A 22,109-nucleotide genomic window follows, 5' to 3' on the forward strand; every position below is an offset into this window, starting at 1 on the left:
TGACCACAGCGAGCGAAGCGAGCGGAGGGAGTTTGCCGATGCATCCCCAAAGCCGATCTTCGCAGTGGAGTCGACGGGCCCCGGGGGGCCCGTCGACCGCCCCAGCATGAGCCCTCAGCCCATCCCCTCACCCGCCGCGACGCGCCCCCAGCCAGGCAAACGCATCTTCCAGCCGATGCACCTCCCCCGCATGCCGCGCGTCATACCCCGGCAACTGGTTCGCCGCCGCGCGAAACTCCTCGCTCCCCAAAACGGCCACCAGTTGCTGCATCGCCGGCGTATCGAAGAAAGCCTCGTCGCACAGCAAGAAATACTGCTCCGTCTGCAGCGGAATGAAATCCAGCTCGAAGCGCCGCGCCGCCGTCTCCACCCCGAAGCCCGCATCGGCCATGCCACTGGCCACGTAGGCCGCCACCGCCGCATGCGTGCGCTCGCACGGCGCATGGCCCACCGGCCCGGCCGGGTCCACCCCCGCCTGCTGCAGCAACAGGTCGAGCAGCAGCCGCGTGCCCGACCCCGGATCGCGGCTGACGAAGCGCACGTCCATGCGCGCCAGGTCCGCCATCCCGCGCACGCGCAGCGGATTGCCCGCCTGCAGCATCAGCCCCTGCCGCCGCGTGCTCACGTCGATCAGCATCTGCTCGCCCGGCCGCAGCCACGGCCGGTAGTGCTCGACCCCCGCCGCCTCGAACTCGCCGTGCGGCACATGCAGCCCGGCCACGTCGCACTGCCAGCTCGTCATCGCCGACACCGCCTCGACGCCGGTGCAGTACTTCCATTCCAGCTGCATCCCGTCGGCGGCCAGCTGCTGCTGCAGGATCTCGATCGAAAAACCATGGCTCGCGTGCAGGCGCAGCACCGCCGGCGGCTCCTCCATCGCCTGCGCGATCTCGGCCTCGAGTTCCGATGCGATCGATTCGAACAGCGGCGTCAGCCGCGCCGTGATGCGGCGATCGGCCCACACCAGCTTTTCGCCCAGTGGCGCCAGCGTCGAGTTGCGCCCCGGCGACATGCGCAGCAGCGGCGCACCGAACAGCGCATGCCCCTCGCGCACCATCTGCCAGGCATGGCGATACGACAAGCCGCTGGCTTCGCACGCGCGCGCCAGGCTGCCGTGCTGCTGCACGAGGCGCAGCAGTTCGATCAGCCGCGGCATCAGCGTGCCGCCGCCTTCGCGCGTCAACGACCACTGCGGCCTGATGGTGACTTTGTTCACGGAATACAGCCTTATCGTTTTCCTGCCCATGTAAGCGATTGCTTGTTCACGGGCCTATGTCCGCGGCATCATATTGCCGCCACGCCGGCCCCTGCCTACAGTCCGGGGCTTGCGTGTCACTGCAGCATCAAGACCCGTGCGAGCCCGGCGGGATCTTGAATACCGATACTCACAAACCCGGGAGCAAGAATGTCTTCAACCACAGCGGAATCGACACCCTCCGCGCCAGCCGGCGCCGCCGGACTGCTCGACAAGGAGCGGACGATCGCAGGCCCTGGCTTCAATCGCTGGCTCGTCCCGCCGGCAGCCCTGGCCATCCACCTGTGCATCGGCATGGCCTACGGCTTCTCGGTGTTCTGGTTGCCATTGTCGAAGGCGCTGGGCATCAAGGAAGCGATCAAGTGCGGCCCGGACGTCGGCTTCTTCGCCGAACTGTTCACCACCACCTGCGACTGGAAGGTCTCGACGCTCGGGTGGATGTACACCTTGTTCTTCGTGTTCCTCGGCTGCTCCGCGGCGCTGTGGGGCGGCTGGCTTGAACGGGCCGGCCCGCGCAAGGCCGGCGTGGTCAGCGCGCTGTGCTGGTGCGGCGGCATGCTGATCTCGGCGCTCGGCATCCACCTGCACCAGTTCTGGATGATGATCCTCGGCTCCGGCATCATCGGCGGCATCGGCCTCGGCCTCGGCTACATCTCGCCGGTGTCGACGCTGATCAAGTGGTTCCCCGACCGCCGCGGCATGGCCACCGGCATGGCCATCATGGGCTTCGGCGGCGGCGCGATGATCGGATCGCCACTCGCGGCCGAACTGATGAAGACCTTCGCATCGCCGACCGACGTCGGCGTGATGCAGACCTTCATCGTGATGGCGCTGGTGTACTTCGTCTTCATGCTGGGCGGCGCCTTCGGCTACCGCGTCCCGCCGAGCGGCTGGAAGCCCGCCGGCTGGACCCCGCCGGTCGCGCAGACCACCAACGCGATGATCACGCAGCGCCACGTGCACGTGAAGAAGGTGTGGGGCATTCCGCAGTTCTGGCTGGTCTGGCTGGTGCTGTGCATGAACGTCAGCGCCGGCATCGGCGTGATCGGCATGGCCAGCCCGATGCTGCAGGAAGTCTTCGGTGGCAGCCTGATCGGCGTGGCCAAGAAGATCGGAGAGCTCGACACCGCACAGAAGGCGGCGATCGCCGGCATCGCGGCGGGCTTCACCGCGCTGCTGAGCCTGTTCAACATCGGCGGCCGCTTCTTCTGGGCCAGCATCTCCGACAAGCTCGGCCGCAAGCTCACCTACACGATCTTCTTCGTGCTCGGCGGCGTGCTGTACGCGAGCCTGCCGAGCAGTGCCGGCGCGGGCAGCACCCTGCTGTTCGTCGGTGCGGTGTGCGTCATCCTGAGCATGTACGGCGGCGGCTTCGCGACGGTGCCGGCCTACCTGGCCGACCTGTTCGGCACGCAGATGGTGGGCGCGATCCACGGCCGCCTGCTGACGGCCTGGGCCACGGCCGGCATCCTCGGCCCGGTGATCGTGAACTACATGCGCGACTACCAGCTCAACCTCGGCATCCCGCGCGAGCAGGTCTACAACCAGACGATGTACATCCTGGTCGGCATGCTGGTGATCGGCCTGATCGCCAACCTGTCGATCCGTCCGGTGGCCGACAAGCACTTCATGAGCGACGAGGAACTGGCCGAAGAGAAGCGCCTGGCGCATGACCGCGCGGCCGCGGCCGACGTCGGCACGGGCTCCGGCGCCGGTGGCACCACGCCGACCTTCGTGGTCGCGCTGGCCTGGGCGGCGGTCGGCATTCCGCTCGCCTGGGGCGTCTACAAGACCTTGCTGACCGTGGGCAAGTTCTTCGCGTGAGATGACACCCACCCCCGAAGCGCCTGCGGCGCCTCCCCCTCGAAGGGGGCGCCGCCAGCGGCCCGGCAAAGCCGGTTCCGCGGCGTCCGCTGGATCGAGAGCGCTTGGGTAGTGGGTTCTGACAGTGAGTTGGGAGCGTTTAAAAAATGGCACACCAGAAGATCGAGTTCTACAAGGGTCCGGCCGGCGGCTGGGGCGCGCTGAAGAGCGTCGCGCACCAGTTGCTGCAGCACGGCATCGCGGCCAAGGGCGCGAAGACGATGCTGTCGGCCAACCAGCCGGACGGCTTCGACTGCCCCGGCTGCGCCTGGCCGGACCGCGACCACACCTCGACCTTCGAGTTCTGCGAGAACGGCGTGAAAGCCGTGGCCGCCGAGGCCACGTCCAAGCGCGCGACGCCCGAGGTGCTGGGCGCGCACACCGTCTCGTGGCTGGCCGAACAATCCGACTTCTTCCTCGAGGACATGGGCCGCATCACGCACCCGATGGTGTATGACGCGGCCTCCGACCGCTACCAACCCATCGACTGGGACCAGGCGTTCGCGATGATCGCGCGCGAGCTGCGCGCGCTGCCGGACCCGAACCAGGCGATCTTCTACACCTCCGGCCGCACCTCCAACGAGGCGGCCTTCCTCTACCAGCTGTTCGTGCGCGAGTACGGCACGAACAACTTCCCCGACTGCTCGAACATGTGCCACGAGCCGAGCGGCTCGGGCCTGCGGCCGACCATCGGCGTCGGCAAGGGCACGGTCACGCTCGACGACTTCGAGCTGGCCGACGCGATCTTCATCTTCGGCCAGAACCCCGGCACCAACCATCCGCGCATGCTCGGCGAGCTGCGCGACGCGTCGAAGCGCGGCGCGAAGATCGTCAGCTTCAACCCGCTGCGCGAGCGCGGCCTGGAGCGCTTCGCGAACCCGCAGAACGCGATCGAGATGGCCACGCTCGGCTCGACGCCGATCAGCTCGCACTACTTCCAGCTGCGCATCGGCGGCGACCTCGCGCTGGTCAAGGGCATGTGCAAGCACCTGTTCGAACTCGACGACCGCGCGCAGCGCGACGGCACCGCCCGCGTGCTCGATGTCGCGTTCATCGCCGAGCACACGCACGGCTTCGAGGCCTTCGAGGCCGACACGCGCGCCGAGGACTGGCGCACGATCGAGGCCGAATCGGGCCTGACCGAAGCGCAGATCCGCCAGGCCGGCGACCTGTACGCCGGCGCCAGCCGCGTGATCGCCTGCTGGGGCATGGGCATCACCCAGCACCAGCATTCGGTCGCGACGATCCAGATGATCACCAACCTGCTGCTGATGCGCGGCAACCTGGGCCGCCCCGGTGCCGGCGCCTGCCCGGTGCGCGGCCACAGCAACGTGCAGGGCGACCGCACGATGGGCATCTACGAGAAGCCGGCGCCGGCCTTCCTGGACCGCCTGGCCGACGTGTTCGGCTTCAAGCCGCCGCGCGCCGAGGGCTTCGACACGGTCGGTGCGATCGAGGCGATGGTCGACGGCCGCGGCAAGGTGTTCTTCGCGATGGGCGGCAACTTCGCCGCCGCCACGCCCGACACGCACGCCACCTGGAAGGGGCTGCGCCGCTGCGAGCTGACGGTGCACGTGGCCACCAAGTTCAACCGCAGCCACGTGATCCACGGCCGCCAGGCGCTGCTGCTGCCCTGCCTGGGCCGCACCGAGGTCGACCTGCAGGCCGGCGGCGCGCAGGGCGTGACGGTCGAAGACTCGATGAGCATGGTGCACCTGTCGTCCGGGCTGAACGCGCCGGCGTCGCCGATGCTGCTGTCCGAGCCGATGATCGTCGCGCGGCTGGCCGCGGCCACGCTGCCCGCCAGCAAGACGCCGTGGCTGTGGCTGGTCGAGGACTACAGCCGCATCCGCGACAAGATCGAAGCGGTGTTCGACGACTTCAGCGGCTTCAACGAGAAGATCCGCAAGCCGGGCGGCTTCCGGCTGCGCAACACCGCATCGGAACGCGTGTGGGTCACCGCATCGCGCAAGGCGCAGTTCAGCGCCCACCCGGTGCCGCGCGACACCGCGGTGCACCGCGCCCGCAAGCAGACCGATGCCGTCGTGCTGACGTTGGCCACCGTGCGCTCGCACGACCAGTACAACACCACGATCTACGGCATGGACGACCGCTACCGCGGCGTCTACGGCCACCGCCGCGTCGTCTTCATCCACCGTGACGACCTGAAGGACATCGGCATGAAGGCCGGCGACTGGGTCGACATCACCAGCGTCTACTTCGGCGACGACGGCAACGACGAACGCCGCACCGCCGAGAAGTTCCTGCTGGTCGAGTACGACATCCCGCGCGGCTGCATCGCGAGCTACTACCCCGAGACCAACGCGCTGGTGCCGCTGCAGAGCTTCGCGATCGGTGCCCGCACGCCGACCTCGAAGTCGATCCCGGTGGTGCTCACGTTGCGCCCGCAGGACAAGCCGGTGGCGAACGCACGCGACGTCGCGGACACCGCACCGGCCCATGCCTGAAGCCGGACCCGCGGCGCTCGAAGACCGGGCGCTGCAGGAACTGCTGGCGCTCGACGACGAAGGCCGCGGCGTCTCGCTGACGCGGCTGGCCAAGCGGCTGGGCGTGCGGGTCAGCGTGCTGATCCGCCTGTACACGCAGATGAGCGATGCCCGCATCGGCGACGCGGCCGGCCCCGGCTGGGTCCGCCTGCAGGTCGACGACGGCGGACAATGGCGTGCCTTCGCCACCGACGCTGCACGCCGCCTGACATGACCCTGCCCGCGCCCGACCCGCGCGTCGCCCTCGACGACTGCGACCTGCCCGACCACCTGCCGCCGACCGAGGCGGTGTCGGTGCGCCGCCACCTGGGCGCGGTCGCCAGCGAGCGGCGCGACATGGTGGCGGTCGAATCGCCGGTCGCGCTGGTCTTCAACGGCCTGTCGCATGCGGTGATGATGGCCACGCCGACCGACCTCGAGGCCTTCGGGCTCGGCTTCGCGCTGTCCGAAGGGCTGATCGACGGCCGCGACGAATGCCGCGACATCGAGGTCCGGGCGCATGCGCGCGGCTGCGAGGTGCACCTGACGGTGTCGTCGCGCGCGTTTGCCGCGCTGAAGGACCGCAAGCGCTCGCTCGAAGGCCGCACCGGCTGCGGGCTGTGCGGCATCGACAGCCTCGCGCAGCTCGACCTGCTGCCCACCGAACGCCTGGCCGACCACGCGCCGGTCCCGGCCGACGTGGTGCTGCGCGCGTTCGCCGCGCTGCCGGCCCGGCAGGCGCTGAACGCCGACACCGGCGCCTGCCATGCCGCCGGCTGGGCCACGCCGGCCGGCGAGCTGCTCGACGTGACCGAGGACGTCGGCCGCCACAACGCGCTCGACAAGCTGCTCGGCCGGCGCGCGCTGGCCGGCCGCCTCGGCGAGCCCGGCTTCGTCGTGATGTCGAGCCGCGCGAGCTACGAGCTGGTGCGCAAGTGCGCGCGGCTGCAGGTCGGCACGCTGGCCGCGATCTCGGCGCCGACCTCGCTCGCGGTCGACATCGCGCGGCAGTCGGGCCTGCAGCTGTACGGCTTCTGCCGCGGCGAGCAGGCGGTCGACTACACCGCGCTCGCGCCGCCCGCCTGACGGGCCCGCACCGACAAGCTGGGGGGCTGGTCGTCCGCGAACTTGGGGATGCCGCCGGCGCGGGGTGAAGGCACGCTCTCGGGGCCGCCTCACCAGGACCCCGCATGGCTCCCCCGGTCGTCGACCTGAGCAAGACCCTCTCGCTGGCGGCGACCACCGCCGCCGAGCGCGCGCTGCTGGCGCAGCTGCAGGGCAACCTGCTGAAGGGCCACGGCCGGCCGCATGCCGCGCACCTGCTGCTGCGCTTCGGGCAGGCGCAGGCTGGGCGCACCTTGCTGCGCGGGCTGCTGCCGCTGATCGGCCGCGCCGATGTGCAGCTGGCCGACGCACGGCGCGTGCGTGCCGCGCGCGCGGCCGGCATGCCGCTGCAGACGCCGCCGTTCGTCGCCTGCCTGCTGTCGGCGAGCGGCTACCGCGCGCTGCAGGTGCCGCGCGAGCGCTGGCCGTCGGACCCGGCGTTCGCCGAAGGCCTGAAGGATCGGCAGCCGATGCTGCGCGACCCCGATCCCGCCGGCTGGGAGCCGCCGTGGCGCGGCGAGGTGCATGCGCTGCTGCAACTGGCCGGCGATGCGCGGCAGGTGGAGGCGCAGCTCGCGGCGTGGGCCGGCGCGCTGCCGCCGGGCATCGCGCTGCTTGGCGTCGAACGCACCCGCGCCTGGCGCAACGCCGGCGGCGAAGGCATCGAGCACTTCGGCTTCGTCACCGGCCGCAGCCAGCCGCTGATGATCGACGAGGACCTGGCCCGCGACGCGCTGCGCCGCGGGCCCAGCCAGCGATGGTCGCCGCGCGCTCCGCTGGGCCAGGTGCTGGTGCGCGACCCGACGGTCGACGATGCCACCGCGCACGGCTCGTACGTGGTGTGCCGCAAGCTCGAGCAGAACGTGCACGCCTTCCGGCAGGCCGAGGCCGCGCTGGCGCGCGGGCTACGCAAGCTCGGCGCGGCCGCCGATGCGGCGCTGGCCGGCGCGATGCTGGTGGGCCGCTTCGCCGACGGCACGCCGCTCGCGCTGCAGGGCCGCGGCGGGCTGGCGCCGCCGCAGGCGGACGATTTCGACTATGCCGACGATCCGCAGGGGTTGCGCTGCCCGTTGCATGCACACATCCGCAAGACCAATCCGCGCGGCGACACGGTGCGCGAATTCGGCATCGCACCGGAAGCCGAGCGCGCGCGACTGATGGCACGGCGCAGCATGCCGTACGGCGAGCGGCGGCAGGATGCGCAGATGCGCTTCAGCGACGCGCCGTCGCATGGCGTCGGGCTGCTGTTCATGGCCTGCCAGGCGAGCATCGTCGAGCAGTTCGAGTTCTCGCAGGCGAACCGGGCCAACGACGAGGGCTTCGTGCTCGGCCACACCGGTGTCGACCCGCTGGCAGGCCAGGGCGGCGCGGTGAAGCACCGTCATCACGCCGGCTGGGGCGATGCGCAGGCACCGACGCTGGCGCAGCGCATGGCGGGCTTCGTCACGCTGAAGGGCGGGGAGTATTTCTTCGCGCCGTCGCTGGGCTTCTTTGCGGGGCTGTAGCCGGTCCGTCCGGATCATCATCCCGTTCGGGCTGAGCTTGTCGATGCCCTGGTGGCATGCGGGCAGACCCTTCGACAGGCTCAGGGCGAACGGGATGAGGTCCCGTTCAGGCTGAGCTTGTCGAAGTGCTGGTGGCATGGGGGCAGACCCCTCGACAGGCTCAGGGCGAACGGGGTGGGGTCCCGTTCGGGCTGAGCTTGTCGAAGCCCTGGTGGCATGCGGGCAGACCCTTCGACAGGCTCAGGGCGAACGGGTGGGGTCCCGTTCGGGCTGAGCTTGTCGAAGCCCTGGTGGCATGCGGGCAGACCCTTCGACAGGCTCAGGGCGAACGGGTGAGGTCCCGTTCGGGCTGAGCTTGTCGAAGCCCTGGTGGCATGCGGGCGGACCCTTCGACAGGCTCAGGGCGAACGGGGTGGGGTCCCGTTCGGGCTGAGCTTGTCGAAGCCCTGGTGGCGTGCGAGCTGACCCTTCGACAGGCTCAGGGCGAACGGGTGGAGTCCCGTTCGGGCTGAGCTTGTCGAAGCCCTGGTGGCGTGCGAGCCGACCCTTCGACAGGCTCAGGGCGAACGGGTCGGCAGCGCGCAGCTCCTGAACCCGGTGAACTCCGTATCGCAGCTCGGCAATTCGAAGTTGCGGTAGCACGGATGCCGCAGCCGTTCGCGCGTCGCGAACGACGCGCCGCGCAGCACGCGATGCCGGTCGTCGAAACCCGGCATCGTGTGCCCACGATCCGGCCCCGGCTCGAAATGCGCGTACGGCCGGAAGCGACCCGCCGTCCATTCCCACACCTGGCCCCAGCGGAAGCCGCGCGATTCGCCGGTGCGCGCCGCATGCTCCCACTCGACCTCGGTCGGCAAGCGCCGGCCGGCCCAGCGGCACCATGCATCGGCCTCGTACCAGCTCAGGTGCAGCGCGGGCTGCGCCAGCGGCACGCGCGTCAGCCGGCCGAAACGCTGCTGCAGCACGCCCTGGCGCATCTGGTCGACGTAGCGCGGGCAGCGCCGCCCGCCGGCCTGCACCCAGGCCCAGCCTTGCGGCGTCCACCAGCGCGCTTCGTCGTACCCGCCGTCCTCGACGAACTCGCCGTACTGCGCCCAGCTGACCGCCTGCGCATCGATCTCGAACTCCGGCAGCGGCTCGTCGTGCGCCGGCTGCTCGTTGTCGTACGCGAAGCCCTCGCCCGCTTCGCTTCCGATGCGCGCCCGCGCGGCCGGGAACAGCAGCGGCGGCCGCGACGGAAGGCTGCCCGGCGCCGGCCACAGCCCGGCATCGAAGCCGAGCTGCTGGGACAGCACCGCGAGGCCCTCGGCATGCGCGTCTTCATGGAACAGCGCGAGCCGGAAGAAATACAACGCGTCGTCGCCGTCGTTCGCATGCTCCAGCAGCTCGAGCGTGGTCTCCAGCGTCTCGGCCAGGTAGTGGCGCACCGCCTGCGCATCGGGCAGCGTCAGCACGCGGCGCGTGGCCACCGGCGCGAGCGAGGCATCGAACCAGCCATCGGCGCCGGGCTCGATGGACGCCAGCCGCGGCGCGCGTTCGTCGCATTGCGTGCCGCGGTGGCGCTGCACGTTGCGGCCGATCCAGTACTCCTGGTACCAGCCCAGGTGGCCGAGCGTCCACAGCGGCGGATCGACCTCGGGCCGCAGCGCCTCCGGCACCTCGACGCGCGCGGTCTCCAAGGCCTGCAGCCAGCGCAGCGAATGGTTGCGCGCGTCCATCAGCGCGAGCGACAGCAGGTCGCGCCCGGCGCGGCGCATGCGGGCTGCATCGATCGGCGGGGCTTGGAAATCCAGCATGGGTGGGGACGAGCATGAGGGCGAAGCGAATCTGCCCGGCGAATTTGCCGAGGATAGCGCGGCGCGCGATACTGTGGATCCGTACAGCCCGCACCATGACCCGACGCCTGATCGCCCACCTCGACATGGACGCCTTCTATGCGTCCGTCGAACTGCTGCGCTACCCCGAGTTGCGCGGCCAGGCCGTCGTGATCGGCGGCGGGCGCGACAGCAAGCCCCGGCAGCTGGCCGACGGCTCGTGGCGCTACGCGAAGCTGCGCAACTACACCGGCCGCGGCGTCATCACCACCTCCACCTATGCGGCGCGCGCGCTCGGCGTGTTCTCGGCAATGGGCATGATGAAGGCCGCGGCGCTCGCGCCCGACGCGATCCTGCTGCCGGTCGACTTCGACGAATACCGCCGGTACTCGCGCCTGTTCAAGGCGGCGGTGCGGCAGATTGCGCCGGTGGTCGAAGACCGCGGCATCGACGAGATCTACATCGACCTGACCGACGTGCCGGGCTCGCAGCACGACGCCGGCGCGAGCCTCGGCCGCGCGCTGAAAGACGCGGTGTTCGACGCCACCGGCCTGACCTGCTCGGTCGGCATCACGCCGAACAAGCTGCTGTCCAAGCTGTGCTCCGAACTCGACAAGCCGAACGGCCTGACGCTGCTGTCGTTCGACGAGATCCCGTCGCGCATCTGGCCGCTGGCCGCGAAGAAGGTCAACGGCATCGGCCCGAAGGCGAGCGAGAAGCTCGCCGGCTTCGGCCTGCACACGATCGGCGACATCGCCGCGGCCGACCCGGCGTGGCTGGTCGAGCACTTCGGCAGGAGCTACGGTGCGTGGCTGCACGAGGCCTCGCATGGCCGCGACGAGCGGCCGGTGGTCACCTACAGCGAGCCGAAGTCGATCAGCCGCGAGACCACCTTCGACCGCGACCTGCATGCGGTGCGCGACCGGCCCACGCTGTCGGCCATCTTCACCGAACTGTGCGTCGAGCTGGCCGGCGACCTGGCGCGCAAGGGCTACGCCGGCAAGACCATCGGCATCAAGCTGCGCTTCGACGATTTCAAGATCGTCACCCGCGACCTGACCTTGCCGGCCCACACGATGGACGCCCGCACGATCCGCCGCGCAGCCGGCGAATGCCTGAAGCGCGTCGACCTGTCGCGCCGGCTGCGGCTGCTCGGCGTGCGGGCCGGCAACCTGGCAACGCTGAGCGAGCTGGTGGCACCGGCGGCGGCCGCACCCGAGGTGCACGAACCCGAACCCGTCTACGGCCCGATGCCGCTGTTCGACCAACTCGACATCGCGCCCCCGCACGACTGATCGCGCCGGCAGCAGATTGCCAAATATGCACGTTCGATGGACGATGCTCTCCTGCGTGATCGGCAGACTGCATCCGTGGCCGACCTCAATGCGTAGATCCGCGAACGAACTTGAGGAGACTCCATGCCCTTGCATCGCCTGGCGCTTGCGTGCGCCGTCCTTCCGCTTGCGCTGGCCACCGCGCCGGCGCTGGCCCAGAGCAGCACGCACAGCGGCAAGCTGCTGCTGACCGGCGGCGTCAGCAGCATCGACGGTGCGGCCGGCGGCGGCCTGACCCCGTGGGCGGTGACCGGCGGCTACGGCACCGCCGGCGAGTTCGGCGGATCGGCCTTCGCGACCCGCGTGAAGACGCAGGACTACGGCCTGACCGGCTACGGCGTCGCCATCGCCTGGGACGACCGCTTCGAGCTCTCGCTCGCCCACCAGGATTTCGACACCGGCCCGGTCGGCGGCGCGCTCGCCGGCGTGCTCGGCGATCCGTCGTTCAACGACCTGCGGCTGAAGCAGGACATCGTCGGCCTGAAGGTCCGCGTGGCCGGCGACGCGGTGCTCGACAGCGACCGCTGGATGCCGCAGGTCGCCGTCGGCCTGCAGGCCAGGAAGGCCCACGCCGGACCGCTGGCCGACGTGCTGACCGCGTTCGGCGCGAAGGACAGCGGCACCGACCTCTACGTCAGCGCGACCAAGCTGTTCCTCGGCCAGGGCCTCCTCGCCAACCTGACGCTGCGCGCCACCAAGGCGAACCAGAACGGCCTGCTCGGCTTCGGCGCCACCGACCACGACCGCTACCGGGTGCTGCCGGAGGTGTCGCTGGCCTACCTGTTCAACAAGCGCATCGCGGCCGGCATCGAATACCGCGCCAAGCCGGACAACTTGCGCGACAACAGCGCGCTCGGTGCCGGCGCATTGAAGGAAGATGACTGGGCCGACCTCTTCGTCGCGTGGGCGCCCTGCAAGAACTTCTCGCTGACCGCCGCCTATGTCGACCTCGGCAAGATCGTGCCGGGGGTCGTGACACGCCGGCAGAGCGGCGCCTACGTGTCGGCGCAGATCGCGTTCTGACCCCCTGCCACGGAGATCCACGATGACCCGCACCCTCTCCCTCTTCGTGCACGCGCTGCTGCTCGGCGCCGCGCTTGCGGCTGGCAGCGCCCGGGCGCAATCCAGCACCGCCAGCACCCCGACCGACGATGCGCTGTACCAGCAGCTCGGCGCGCAGCCCGGCCTGGTGAAGCTGGTCGACGACTTCATGGTCCGGCTGCTGGCCGACCCGCGGATGAACCCGTTCTTCAAGGACGTCGACCAGGCGCACGTGAAGGCCGAGCTGGTCACGCAGTTCTGCCAGGTGTCGGGCGGCCCGTGCAGGCGCCGAGGCCCCGACATGAAGCAGGCGCATGCCGGCATGGACATCAACAAGAACAATTTCAACGCGCTGGTCGAGGTGCTGCAGCAGGCGATGGACGCGCAAGGCATTGCGTTCACCGCGCAGAACAAGCTGCTCGCGCAACTCGCGCCGATGCACCGCGACATCATCAACACCCCCTGACCCCACGGATTGCACAGCCCATGAGCCACCTCGAACGGATCCCGCGCGCCCTCGCGCTTGCCCTCACCACCCTCGTTGCGCTCGGCGCACAGGCCGCCAGCGTGCAGGTCCTGGTGACCGATGCCGACGGCAAGCCGGCCATCGACACCGTCGTGCTGATCGAGCCGGCGATCAAGCCGCTGCTGAAGCCGGGCGCGGCCCCGGTGCTGATCGCGCAGGAGAACCTGCGCTTCGTGCCCTTCCTGACCGTGGTGCCGGCCGGCACGACGCTGCGCTTCCTGAACCGCGACAGCTACGACCATCATGTGCGCTCGGTGCCGAGCGGGCCGCTGGGCAGCATGCCGGCGGTGAAGAGCTTCGAGATGCGGCTGGATGCCGCCGAGGTGGCACCGGCCGGCGGTGGTCGCGTGTCCGAGTACGACGACCCCAGACCCACCGCACCGCGCAAGAAGAGCGGCAGCTCGCAGGCCGACATCAAGGTCGACGCCGCCGGCCCGATCGGGCTCGGCTGCCACCTGCATGCGTCGATGCGCGGGCAGGTGTACGTGACCGACACGCCGTGGTTCGCGAAGACCGACGAGAACGGCATCGCCCGCATCGACAACGTGCCCGAAGGCGCGGCGCAGCTGGTGCTGTGGCACCCCGACCAGTTGCAGGACCAGCCGCCGCAGCAGGTGCAGGTGAGTGCCGAGGCGCTGAAGGCGGCCGGCAAGCTGAACTTCGTGCCGCGCAAGCGCCGCGGATGATGGCAGCCCCTCGCTCGATGGGCACATCGATCGATCCCCCAGGGGGATACGGGCCGGCTTGGGGCGGCCCGGCGCTCGGCCCGTGGTGAGCGTGGCTTCCGACCTCCGCTACCCGTCGATCGACGGGCTGCGCGCGTTCGAATGCGCGGCCCGCCTCGGCAGCTTCGAGCGCGCGGCCGACGAGCTGCATGTGAGTGCCAGCGCGATCGGCAAGCGCATCGCGACGCTCGAGGAACTGCTCGGCACCGTGCTGCTGGCGCGCTCTGCACGCGCGCTCGCGCTGACGCCGGCCGGCAAGGAGTACCTGCCGCAGGTGGCGGCCGCGCTCGCGCTGCTGGCCGCGGTGCCGCTGCACCAGCGCTCGGCACAGCGCACGCAGCGGCTGCGCATCACCGCGCCGCCGACCTTCGCGCGGCAGATCCTGGTGCCGGCGCTGCAGCGCTTCACGCGCGCGCATCCGCAGGTCGAGCTGGAGATCGCGCTGTCGATCCCGTTCCTCGACATGGCGGCTGGCGAGTCCGACATCGAGGTGCGCCACCTCGACGGCGAAGCGGCCGAAGGCCAGCTGCTGATGCGCGACGTGGCGATGGCGATGGCCGCGCCGTCGCTGATCGAGCGCCTGCCGCCGCTGCACACGCCGGCCGACCTGGCCGATGCGCCGTTGCTGCGCACGCCGATCGAGCCGTGGACGCCATGGTTCCGTGCCGCGGGGCTCGATTGGGGCGAGCCGGCGCAGGGCACCAAGCTGGTCGACCTGGGGCTGACGCTGGAGGCTGCGGCCGGCGGCCAGGGCGTGGCGCTGGCGCGGCCCAGCCTGGCGCGGCCGTGGCTGTCGAGCGGCGCGTTGCGGCCGCTGTTTGCGCTGGCGATCACGCCGTCGCGGCAGTACCGGCTGCTGCCGCACCGCGACGAGGGGGCCGCCCCGGCGTTCGCGCAATGGCTGCGCGAGACCTGCGCCGAGACCGCGAGCGCGGCGCTCGCCGAAGCAAGCGCGTTGATTTCGGGTCAACCCTGAAATTCTTTCCGGTCGGCCGGCGCGCGGCGCCACTAGCATGGGACACCCGCTTCTTCCGGAGTTCAGGACCCCATGCCCGTGATCACCTGCATCGAAGACCTTCGCGTGCTCGCCGAACGGCGCGTGCCGCGCATGTTCTACGACTACGCCGACTCCGGCTCGTACACCGAGGGCACCTACCGCGCGAACGAGAGCGAGTTCCAGAAGATCAAGCTGCGCCAGCGCGTGGCGGTGAACCTGGCGAACCGCTCGCTGCGCACGCAGATGATCGGCGTCGACGTCGCGATGCCGGTGGCGCTGGCGCCGATCGGCATGTGCGGCATGCAGCATCCCGATGGCGAGATCCATGCGGCGCGCGCGGCCGAGAAATTCGGCGTGCCGTTCACGTTGTCGACGATGAGCATCGCGTCGATCGAGGACGTGGCGGCCCACACGAAGGCGCCGTTCTGGTTCCAGCTCTACGTGATGAAGGACCGCGATTTCGTCGAGCGGCTGATCGACCGTGCGAAGGCCGCGAAGTGCGGTGCGCTGGTGCTGACGCTGGACCTGCAGATCCTCGGCCAGCGGCACAAGGATCTGAAGAACGGCCTGTCGGCCCCGCCGAAGCCCACCATCGCGAACCTGATCAACCTGGCGACCAAGCCGCGCTGGTGCATGGCGATGCTGGGCACGCCGCGGCGCACGTTCGGCAACATCGTCGGGCATGTGAAGGGCGTGGCCGACATGTCGTCGCTGGGCTCCTGGACGGCCGACCAGTTCGACCCGGCGCTGAGCTGGGCCGACGTGGAGTGGATCAAGAAGCGCTGGGGCGGCAAGCTGATCCTGAAGGGCATCCTCGATGCAGAAGACGCCCGGCTCGCGGCCGACACCGGCGCCGATGCGCTGATCGTGTCGAACCACGGCGGGCGCCAGCTGGACGGTGCGCTGTCGTCGATCGAGGCCCTGCCGGGCATCGTCGACGCGGTGGGGTCGCGCATCGAGGTCTGGCTGGACGGCGGGATCCGTTCCGGCCAGGACGTGCTGAAAGCCACCGCGCTCGGCGCCAGGGGCACGATGATCGGCCGCTCCTTCATCTACGGCCTCGGCGCGATGGGCGAGGCCGGGGTGACGAAGGCGCTGCAGATCATCGCGAAGGAGCTGGATACGACGATGGCGTTTTGCGGAAGGACGCGGATCGGGGATGTGGATCGCGACGTTCTGGTTTGACGGCGCGGCGGAATCGAGGCGTGAACCGTCAACGGCCTCGGCGCGATGCGTCAAGGTACCGCCCCCGGCACCCCCATCAAATACCCCTGCAACGCCGCCACCGCATGTCGCACCTTCGCCGGCTGGTTGTCCCGCTGCGGCGTCACCGCCCACACCGGGATCCCGGGCGCCTGCCAGTCGGGCATCAACTGAACCAGCCGCCCCGAGCGCAGGTCCTCATCCGCATCCGCCCGCGTCAGCAGCGCGATCCCCAGCCCCGCCAGGCACATCTGCTGCAGGCTCAGCTGGTTGTTGCTGGTGATGCGCGCCTCCAGCCGCAGCGACTCCTGCTCGCCCTCGCCGCGCCGCATCTCCAATGCCAGCGCGGTGCCGTCGCGCGACAGCACGATCCACTGGTGCGCCAGCAGCTCCTTCGGTGTCTGCGGCGTGCCGTGGCGGTGCAGGTACGTCGGCGCCGCGCACAGGATCCACGCGAAGCTGCACAGCCGCCGCGCGACGTGGGTCGAATCGGGCATGCGCCCGGCGCGCAACGCGAGGTCGATGCGCGCGTCGATCAGGTCGATCATCGCGTCGTCCACCAGCAGCCGCAGCGTCAGCCCCGGGTGATCGGCCAGCAGCGGCGCCAGCGCCGGTGCGATGTAGCGCGCAAAACCCACCGGAGCCGAAAGCCGCAGTTCGCCCACCGGCGCGTCATGCGCCAGCGTCAGCTGCCGCCTCGCCTGCTCGGCGGCCTCCACCATCGCGCGACAGTGCTCGGCAAAGCGGGCCCCCGCATCGGTCAACGTCAGCTTGCGCGTCGAACGGTGCAGCAGCGTCACGCCGCTGCCCTGCTCCAGCGCGCGCATCTGCTGGCTCACTGCCGACGTGCTGAGCCCCAGCGCCCGCGCGGCACCGCTCATCGAGCCGAGGCGCACCACCTCGGCAAACAAGGCCATGCGGCGCAAATCATCCATGATCGTGAAGCCCAGCTAAAGAATGTTGTTCGAAATGAGCGACTGGCGCACCCATTGTGAAGCCTGGATCATCTCGCCATCGACAACCACTTCCCCAAGGAACACCCCATGAAGATCGCCCTGATCGGTGCCACCGGCTTCGTCGGCTCCGAAGTGCTGAAAGAACTGCTGTCGCGCGGCCACCAGGTGACTGCGCTGGCCCGCCATCCGGACAAACTCGCCGGCCAGCTCGGCCTGAAGGTCGTCAAGGCCGATGCGCTCGATGCCGCCCAGGTGGCCGCCGCGGTCGAAGGCCATGACGCGGTGGTCGACTCGTACAACCCCGGCTGGAGCGAGCCGCGCATCCACGACCTGTTCCTGCAGGGCACGCGTGCCATCCTCGACGGCGTCAAGCGCTCGGGCGTCAAGCGGGTGCTGGTGGTCGGCGGGGCCGGCAGCCTGTTCGTCGCGCCCGGCGTGCAGCTGGTCGACACGCCGCACTTCCCGGCCGAGTACAAGCAAGGCGCCCTCGCCGCCCGCGAAGCGCTGAACCAGATCCGCGGCGAGACTGCACTGGACTGGACCTTCCTGTCGCCCGCCGCGCTGCTCGCGCCCGGGCCGCGCACCGGCAAGTTCCGCATCGGCGCCGAAGAACTGCTGATGGACGGCGACAAGCCGGCCGGCCTGTCGGTGGCCGACCTCGCGGTCGCGATCGTCGACGAGATCGAGACGCCGAAGCACATCCGCAAGCGCTTCACAGCCGCTTACTGAGTCCACCGGATCCGGGGGGCCGCCGCAGCGGCGCCTCCCGCGGACAATCCCGCCACAACCACTGGAGGGATTCTCGTGTCCGATGCCTTGCGCGCCGATCTGGCGAGCCGCCGCCTTGTCTTGAAGGGTCTGAGTTCCGCCGTGCTGCTGGCCCTGGCGGCCTGCGGCGGCGGTGGGGGCGGCGACAGCAGCCCGGCCCCAGCCCCGGTCGGCGGCACGCCGCCCGCGCCGGTCCCGCCGGCACCGGTTCCGCCGGCGCCTCCGGCACCCGGCCTGCCGCCGCTGTCGGCAGCGCTGCCCCGCCTGCGTGGCACCAGCATCTTTCCGGACCACGGCTGGACCGACACCACCGGCAGCCATTGGCAGAACGTCCCCGAGCTGCCGGCGGCCGGTGCCAACGTCGCGCGGCTGTTCATCCAGCCGTTCGACTTCCAGACCGGTGCCGCGCTGCTGCCCGGCCAGCCGCTCGCTGCGCGCCTGCAGGCATCGATCGCGCAATGGGGCACGCTGATCGACTGGTGCCTGTCGAAGCGCATGCATGTGGTGCTGGCGGCCACGCTCGATGTCAGCTGGCCGAGCAGCGGCGTCTGGCCCGACGACGGCCGCGCGCTGTGGTCCGACCCGTCGGCGCAGGCCGAGTTCGTCGAGGCCTGGGGCGAGCTGGCGCAGAAGTACCTCGGCGTGCAGGGCATCGTGTTCGACCTGCTGAACGAGCCGCAAGGCCGCACCGCCGGCGAGATCGCCAACAACCATGCGGTGGCGAAGGACGCCTGGAACCTGCTGCACCAACTGGCGCTCGCGCAGATCCGCCATGTCGACCCCGGCCGCTGGGTGGTCCTGCAGCCGGTGTGGGGCGACCAGAAGAACTTCGCCGATCTGCAGCCCAACGGCGACGCGAAGACCGTCTACAGCTTCCACCACTACGGCCCGCACTACTTCACGCACCAGGGCGTCGGAAGCTTCCCGGCGCCAGGGACGGTGGGCTACCCGGGCGTGACCCGCGACACCGACTTCACCGCGCCGCAGCAGTGGAACAAGGCGGCGCTCGCCATCGACATGCAGCCGGCGCTCGACTACGCCACGACGCATTCGGTGCGCATGATGCTGGGCGAGTTCGGCTGCACGCGCGCTGCGCCGTCCGCCGACCGTGGCCGCTGGGTGGCCGATGCGATGTCGCTGGCCGAGGCGGCCGGGCTGGACATCGTCTACTACCAGTACGACGGCTGGGGCGTGCCGAGCGACTTCGCGGCCGGCTGGGCGTTCGAGAACTCGACGGTCACCGACACGGTGCTGGCCTCGTTCGCGCTGAACAAGACGGCCTGAGCACGGCCTGGTGGCGCGAGCCACCGGGCCGCCATGGTCCGGTTCTCGCATTCAGCCGCTGAACTGACTACAGTCGTCACTCCAGCGGCACAGCCACCATGACACTCGACCAATTGCAAGCCGTGAAGCAGTGGCATGTCGGCCACCGCGAGCTGCAGCCGGTCGAGTACCACGCCTGGGACGCGGTGCTGACGCTCTGGGTGATGGGCTGGATGGGGCTGCCGGCCTCGCTGCTGCTGCGCCAGCCGGTCGTGGTCGGCGCCTGCGTGCTGCTGTTCTTCGTGCCCGGGCGCTACGTGGCGCTGCGGCGCTGGCTGCACCGGGCCCGGCGGCTGCGCTGCGACTGGCTGACCTCGCTGCGCTGACGCGCGCTCACGCGACCCCGGCTACGTGTCCTTGCGCACCGCGACGACGTGTGCCTGGATCTGCCCGTCCACCGCACCCGGCCCGAAGCGCGCCGCCAGCGCCTCGGCGCAGGCGGCCGTGGCACCGGCCAGGTCGCCGGTGGATCGCGCCTCGATCTCGCCGCGCAACGGCGTGCCCTCGCAGTAGGCGCGTGCCACCACCAGCGCCGACCCGGCCCGGCTGCGCGCAGCCAGCGTCTCGACGTGCACCGTCTCGCGCCAGCCGCCCGCCCGCAGATCGGCCTCGATCGCCGAGCGCTCGAAGTAGCCGTGCGGCGTGCGCGCCATGAAGCGCGGCGGATCCTGCGGACAGCGCACGGCCAGCGCCTGCGTCACCGTGTCGGCAAACTCGTTCGCCTCGATGCGGTCCCACACGTTGAACAACAGCGTGCCACCGCGCCTGAGCACGCGCCGCGCCTCGGCGAAGGCGCGTGGCTTGTCCGGAAAGAACATCGCGCCGAACTGGCAGACGACGAGCTCGAAGCGCCCGTCGTCGAACGGCAGCTGCAGCGCATCGGCCTGCTGCCAGTGCACCGGCCGCGAGGTGCCCACCGCGGCGGCGCGTGCCAGCATCGGCGGATTCAGGTCGGTGGCGAGCAGCGACACCGCCTCGGGCAGGGCCGTCGCCAGCGCGCGCGTGACGACGCCCGTGCCTGCCGCCGTCTCGAGCACGCTGGCGGGGCCGATCTGCACCGCACGGTGCGCCAGGTCGGCCGCATACGGCGCAAAGATCAAGGGCACCAGCTGGGTGTCGTAGAGATCGGGAATCGAGCCGGCGAACACCGTGTCGGAACCAGGTCGGTCCATGGCCATCTCCTTGCGCGGTCAACTCAGGGCGCCGCGCCTTCCACCGGCAAGGCGTCGGCGCGCCAGCGCAGCATGCCACCAGCCAGGTTGGCCAGCTCGCTGAAACCCGCTTTCTGCAGCAGCACCTGCGCCTGCGCCGAGCGCGCGCCCGAGCGGCACACCGTCACCACCGGGCGATCGCGCGCGATCTCGCCGCTGCGCGCGGCCAGCTCGGCCAGGGGCACGAGCCGCGCCCCGCGGATGTGGCCGAAGGCGTCGTTGAACTCCGCCGGCTCGCGCACGTCGATCACCTGCACGTCACCGGCCGCCAGGCGCTCGGCCAGCGCCGTCGGCTGGATCTCCCACACGCCGCCGAAGCTGAAGGTGAGCGGTGCCCAGCCCGGCTCCTGCGGCGGCGCGGTGTCGCCCTCGGGCCGTCCGCAGCGCAGGTTGGCCGGCACCGCGATCTGCATCAGCTTCGGGTGCGGCAGGCCCAGGTTCGTCATGTAGCCCTCGAAGTCCGCCAGGCTCGCATCGCCGCCCAGGCGCGGGTTGTAGCGGCGCTCCTCGGCGACGCTGGTCACGGTGAGCCCGCGGTAGTCATGCGCCGGGTACAGCAGGCACTCCGGCGGCAGCGACAGGATCTGCTGCTGCACCGAGCGGTACAGCTGCCCCGCGCTGCCCTGCTGGAAATCGGTGCGGCCGCAGCCGCGGATCAGCAGCGCATCGCCGGTGAAGGCCATGCGTTCGTCGTCCATCACATAGGTGAGGCAGCCGTCGGTGTGGCCGGGCGTCGCGCGCACCTGCAGGTGGCGCGTGCCGAAGGCCACGCGATCGCCCTGCGCGAGCAGGCGATCGGCCTCGTGCACGCCCGCGGCCCGTGACAGCAGGATGCGGCTGCCCAGCCGCTGCTTCAGCAGCCAGGCGCCGGTGACGTGGTCGGCATGCACATGGGTGTCGAGCGTCGCCACCAGGCGCAGGCCCAGCTCGCGCAGCAGCGCGGCGTCGCGTCGCACATGCTCGTAGACCGGGTCGATGAGCACCGCCTCGCCCGCCACGTCATCGCCGAGCAGGTAGGTGTAGGTGGACGATGGCGTGTCGAAGAGTTGGCGGAAGACCAGCATCGCGGCTCCTGTCAGCGGGCGGCGAGCCAGCGGTCGTGGATCGCCATGCCGGCCAGCATCGCCACGACGAACAGCGCCGCCGGCCACCAGCCGCGGGCCAGCGCCACCAGCGCCGGTCCCGGGCAGAAGCCGCCGATGCCCCAGCCGATGCCGAACAGCACGCCGCCGCCGATCAGCCGTGCATCGACCCGCGTGCTGGCCGGGATGTCCATCGCCGCACCGGACCAGGCGGTGCGGCGGCGCCGCGCGATCGCGAAGGCCGGCAGCCCGACGGCGATCGCGCCGGCCATCACCAGCGCGAGGCCCGGGTTCCACGCACCGGCCAGGTCGAGAAAGCCCTTGACCTGCGCCGGGTCGGTCATGCCGCTGGCGATCAGCCCGAGGCCGAAGACCAGGCCGCTCAGCAACGCGATGAAGGATCGCATCTTCGTCTCCTTCAGAAGAGGTGCCGCAGCACGAACACGGTGGCGAAGCCGGCGCCCATGAAGGCCAGCACATTGGCCAGCGAGCGCCGCGACAGCCGGCTCAACCCGCACACGCCATGCCCGCTGGTGCAGCCGTTGCCCAGGCGCACGCCGATGCCCACCAGCAGGCCGGCGGCGATCAACGCGCCGGGCCCGACATCGACCGATGCGGCCGGCCACGGCGCCCACAGGCGCCAGGCCCACGGTGCGAGAAGCAGTCCGCCGATGAAGGCCAGCGAGCCGCGATGCGCCTGCAGCGGCGCCCGCGCGAGCACCGCCCGCCATGGCGCCGCGACGATGCCGGCAATGCCGGCAACGCGGCCGTTGCCGAGCAGGTAGAGGGCCGTCGCCAGCCCGATGCCCAGGCCGCCGGCCAGCGAGGCCCACGGCGTGAAGCTGTTCCAGTCGATGTTCATCCGGCCAGTGTGGCGCAGGTGGGCGGCGGCCTCTGTGACCCAGGTCACACAGCC

21 protein-coding genes are annotated in these 22,109 nt (G+C 70.7%); 14 read left to right on the forward strand and 7 right to left on the reverse strand.

Going from position 1 to position 22,109, the window contains the following annotated elements:
* Positions 1-127: 127 nt before the first annotated feature.
* Entirely contained in the window at positions 128-1,216 is a 1,089-nt protein-coding gene (locus ASC98_RS14140) for a substrate-binding domain-containing protein (RefSeq protein WP_056809391.1), read from the reverse strand.
* A gap of 189 nt (positions 1,217-1,405) precedes the next feature.
* On the opposite strand from ASC98_RS14140, the gene ASC98_RS14145 reads away from it, so the two are divergent.
* From ASC98_RS14145 to ASC98_RS14165, 5 genes are all read left to right on the forward strand, one after another.
* Complete coding sequence (locus ASC98_RS14145) at positions 1,406-3,079, forward strand: OFA family MFS transporter (protein ID WP_056809394.1); 1,674 nt, start codon at positions 1,406-1,408, stop codon at positions 3,077-3,079.
* Positions 3,080-3,225: 146 nt separating this feature from the next.
* Entirely contained in the window at positions 3,226-5,586 is a 2,361-nt protein-coding gene (locus ASC98_RS14150) for an FdhF/YdeP family oxidoreductase (RefSeq protein WP_056809396.1), read from the forward strand.
* The gene (locus ASC98_RS14155; protein WP_056820046.1) at positions 5,579-5,839 is read left to right on the forward strand and encodes a hypothetical protein; all 261 of its coding nucleotides are present in this window, start codon (positions 5,579-5,581) and stop codon (positions 5,837-5,839) included. Before ASC98_RS14150 ends, ASC98_RS14155 begins: the two co-directional genes overlap by 8 nt.
* On the forward strand, positions 5,836-6,690 hold the full coding sequence (fdhD, locus tag ASC98_RS14160; RefSeq protein ID WP_082541544.1) for a formate dehydrogenase accessory sulfurtransferase FdhD: 855 nt from the start codon (positions 5,836-5,838) through the stop codon (positions 6,688-6,690). Before ASC98_RS14155 ends, fdhD begins: the two co-directional genes overlap by 4 nt.
* A gap of 104 nt (positions 6,691-6,794) precedes the next feature.
* Positions 6,795-8,213, forward strand: a complete 1,419-nt coding sequence (locus ASC98_RS14165; RefSeq protein ID WP_056809400.1) for a hypothetical protein — start codon at positions 6,795-6,797, stop codon at positions 8,211-8,213.
* Positions 8,214-8,770: 557 nt separating this feature from the next.
* On the opposite strand, the gene senA is transcribed toward ASC98_RS14165, so the two are convergent.
* Positions 8,771-10,009 (reverse strand): selenoneine synthase SenA, encoded by a 1,239-nt coding sequence (gene senA, locus ASC98_RS14170; protein WP_056809402.1) that lies wholly within the window; start codon positions 10,007-10,009, stop codon positions 8,771-8,773.
* 95 nt (positions 10,010-10,104) lie between these two features.
* Here senA and dinB point away from each other — a divergent pair, with 95 nt between their 5' ends.
* The 6 genes from dinB (at position 10,105) to ASC98_RS14200 (ending at position 15,835) form a co-directional block, all read left to right on the forward strand.
* The gene (gene dinB, locus ASC98_RS14175) at positions 10,105-11,322 is read left to right on the forward strand and encodes a DNA polymerase IV (protein ID WP_082541543.1); all 1,218 of its coding nucleotides are present in this window, start codon (positions 10,105-10,107) and stop codon (positions 11,320-11,322) included.
* Between the two features lie 123 nt (positions 11,323-11,445).
* The gene (locus ASC98_RS14180) at positions 11,446-12,384 is read left to right on the forward strand and encodes a DUF3034 family protein (protein WP_056809403.1); all 939 of its coding nucleotides are present in this window, start codon (positions 11,446-11,448) and stop codon (positions 12,382-12,384) included.
* Between the two features lie 22 nt (positions 12,385-12,406).
* Positions 12,407-12,868, forward strand: a complete 462-nt coding sequence (locus ASC98_RS14185; protein WP_056809406.1) for a group 1 truncated hemoglobin — start codon at positions 12,407-12,409, stop codon at positions 12,866-12,868.
* A gap of 20 nt (positions 12,869-12,888) precedes the next feature.
* Entirely contained in the window at positions 12,889-13,614 is a 726-nt protein-coding gene (locus ASC98_RS14190; RefSeq protein WP_056809408.1) for a hypothetical protein, read from the forward strand.
* 85 nt (positions 13,615-13,699) lie between these two features.
* Positions 13,700-14,629 (forward strand): LysR substrate-binding domain-containing protein, encoded by a 930-nt coding sequence (locus ASC98_RS14195; protein ID WP_056809512.1) that lies wholly within the window; start codon positions 13,700-13,702, stop codon positions 14,627-14,629.
* 72 nt (positions 14,630-14,701) lie between these two features.
* A complete protein-coding gene (locus tag ASC98_RS14200; RefSeq protein ID WP_056809410.1) occupies positions 14,702-15,835 on the forward strand; it encodes an alpha-hydroxy acid oxidase in 1,134 nt (377 codons plus the stop codon).
* A 50-nt stretch (positions 15,836-15,885) separates the two neighbouring features.
* On the opposite strand, the gene ASC98_RS14205 is transcribed toward ASC98_RS14200, so the two are convergent.
* Positions 15,886-16,788, reverse strand: a complete 903-nt coding sequence (locus ASC98_RS14205; protein ID WP_056809411.1) for a LysR family transcriptional regulator — start codon at positions 16,786-16,788, stop codon at positions 15,886-15,888.
* A gap of 108 nt (positions 16,789-16,896) precedes the next feature.
* Here ASC98_RS14205 and ASC98_RS14210 point away from each other — a divergent pair, with 108 nt between their 5' ends.
* The 3 genes from ASC98_RS14210 to ASC98_RS14220 all read left to right on the forward strand — a co-directional run bounded on the left by ASC98_RS14210 (position 16,897) and on the right by ASC98_RS14220 (position 19,226).
* The gene (locus ASC98_RS14210) at positions 16,897-17,538 is read left to right on the forward strand and encodes an NAD(P)-dependent oxidoreductase (protein ID WP_056809412.1); all 642 of its coding nucleotides are present in this window, start codon (positions 16,897-16,899) and stop codon (positions 17,536-17,538) included.
* A gap of 75 nt (positions 17,539-17,613) precedes the next feature.
* Positions 17,614-18,861: a glycoside hydrolase family 5 protein gene (locus ASC98_RS14215; RefSeq protein ID WP_157597633.1), complete on the forward strand. Its 1,248-nt coding sequence runs from the start codon at positions 17,614-17,616 to the stop codon at positions 18,859-18,861.
* 98 nt (positions 18,862-18,959) lie between these two features.
* Positions 18,960-19,226: a hypothetical protein gene (locus ASC98_RS14220; protein WP_056809416.1), complete on the forward strand. Its 267-nt coding sequence runs from the start codon at positions 18,960-18,962 to the stop codon at positions 19,224-19,226.
* Positions 19,227-19,247: 21 nt separating this feature from the next.
* On the opposite strand, the gene ASC98_RS14225 is transcribed toward ASC98_RS14220, so the two are convergent.
* The 4 genes from ASC98_RS14225 to ASC98_RS14240 are packed head-to-tail and all read right to left on the reverse strand — an operon-like array spanning position 19,248 to position 22,055.
* A complete protein-coding gene (locus tag ASC98_RS14225) occupies positions 19,248-20,072 on the reverse strand; it encodes a class I SAM-dependent methyltransferase (RefSeq protein ID WP_056809514.1) in 825 nt (274 codons plus the stop codon).
* Between the two features lie 23 nt (positions 20,073-20,095).
* Entirely contained in the window at positions 20,096-21,172 is a 1,077-nt protein-coding gene (locus ASC98_RS14230; protein ID WP_056809516.1) for a rhodanese-like domain-containing protein, read from the reverse strand.
* 14 nt (positions 21,173-21,186) lie between these two features.
* Entirely contained in the window at positions 21,187-21,600 is a 414-nt protein-coding gene (locus ASC98_RS14235; RefSeq protein ID WP_056809418.1) for a DUF6691 family protein, read from the reverse strand.
* Between the two features lie 11 nt (positions 21,601-21,611).
* Positions 21,612-22,055 carry a YeeE/YedE family protein gene (locus tag ASC98_RS14240; RefSeq protein ID WP_056809420.1) on the reverse strand — a complete coding sequence of 148 codons (444 nt, stop codon included), beginning with the start codon at positions 22,053-22,055 and terminating at the stop codon, positions 21,612-21,614.
* Positions 22,056-22,109: the final 54 nt, after the last annotated feature.

Source organism: Rhizobacter sp. Root1238, from assembly GCF_001425825.1.
In the GTDB taxonomy this organism is placed as follows: Bacteria; Pseudomonadota; Gammaproteobacteria; order Burkholderiales; family Burkholderiaceae_C; genus Rhizobacter.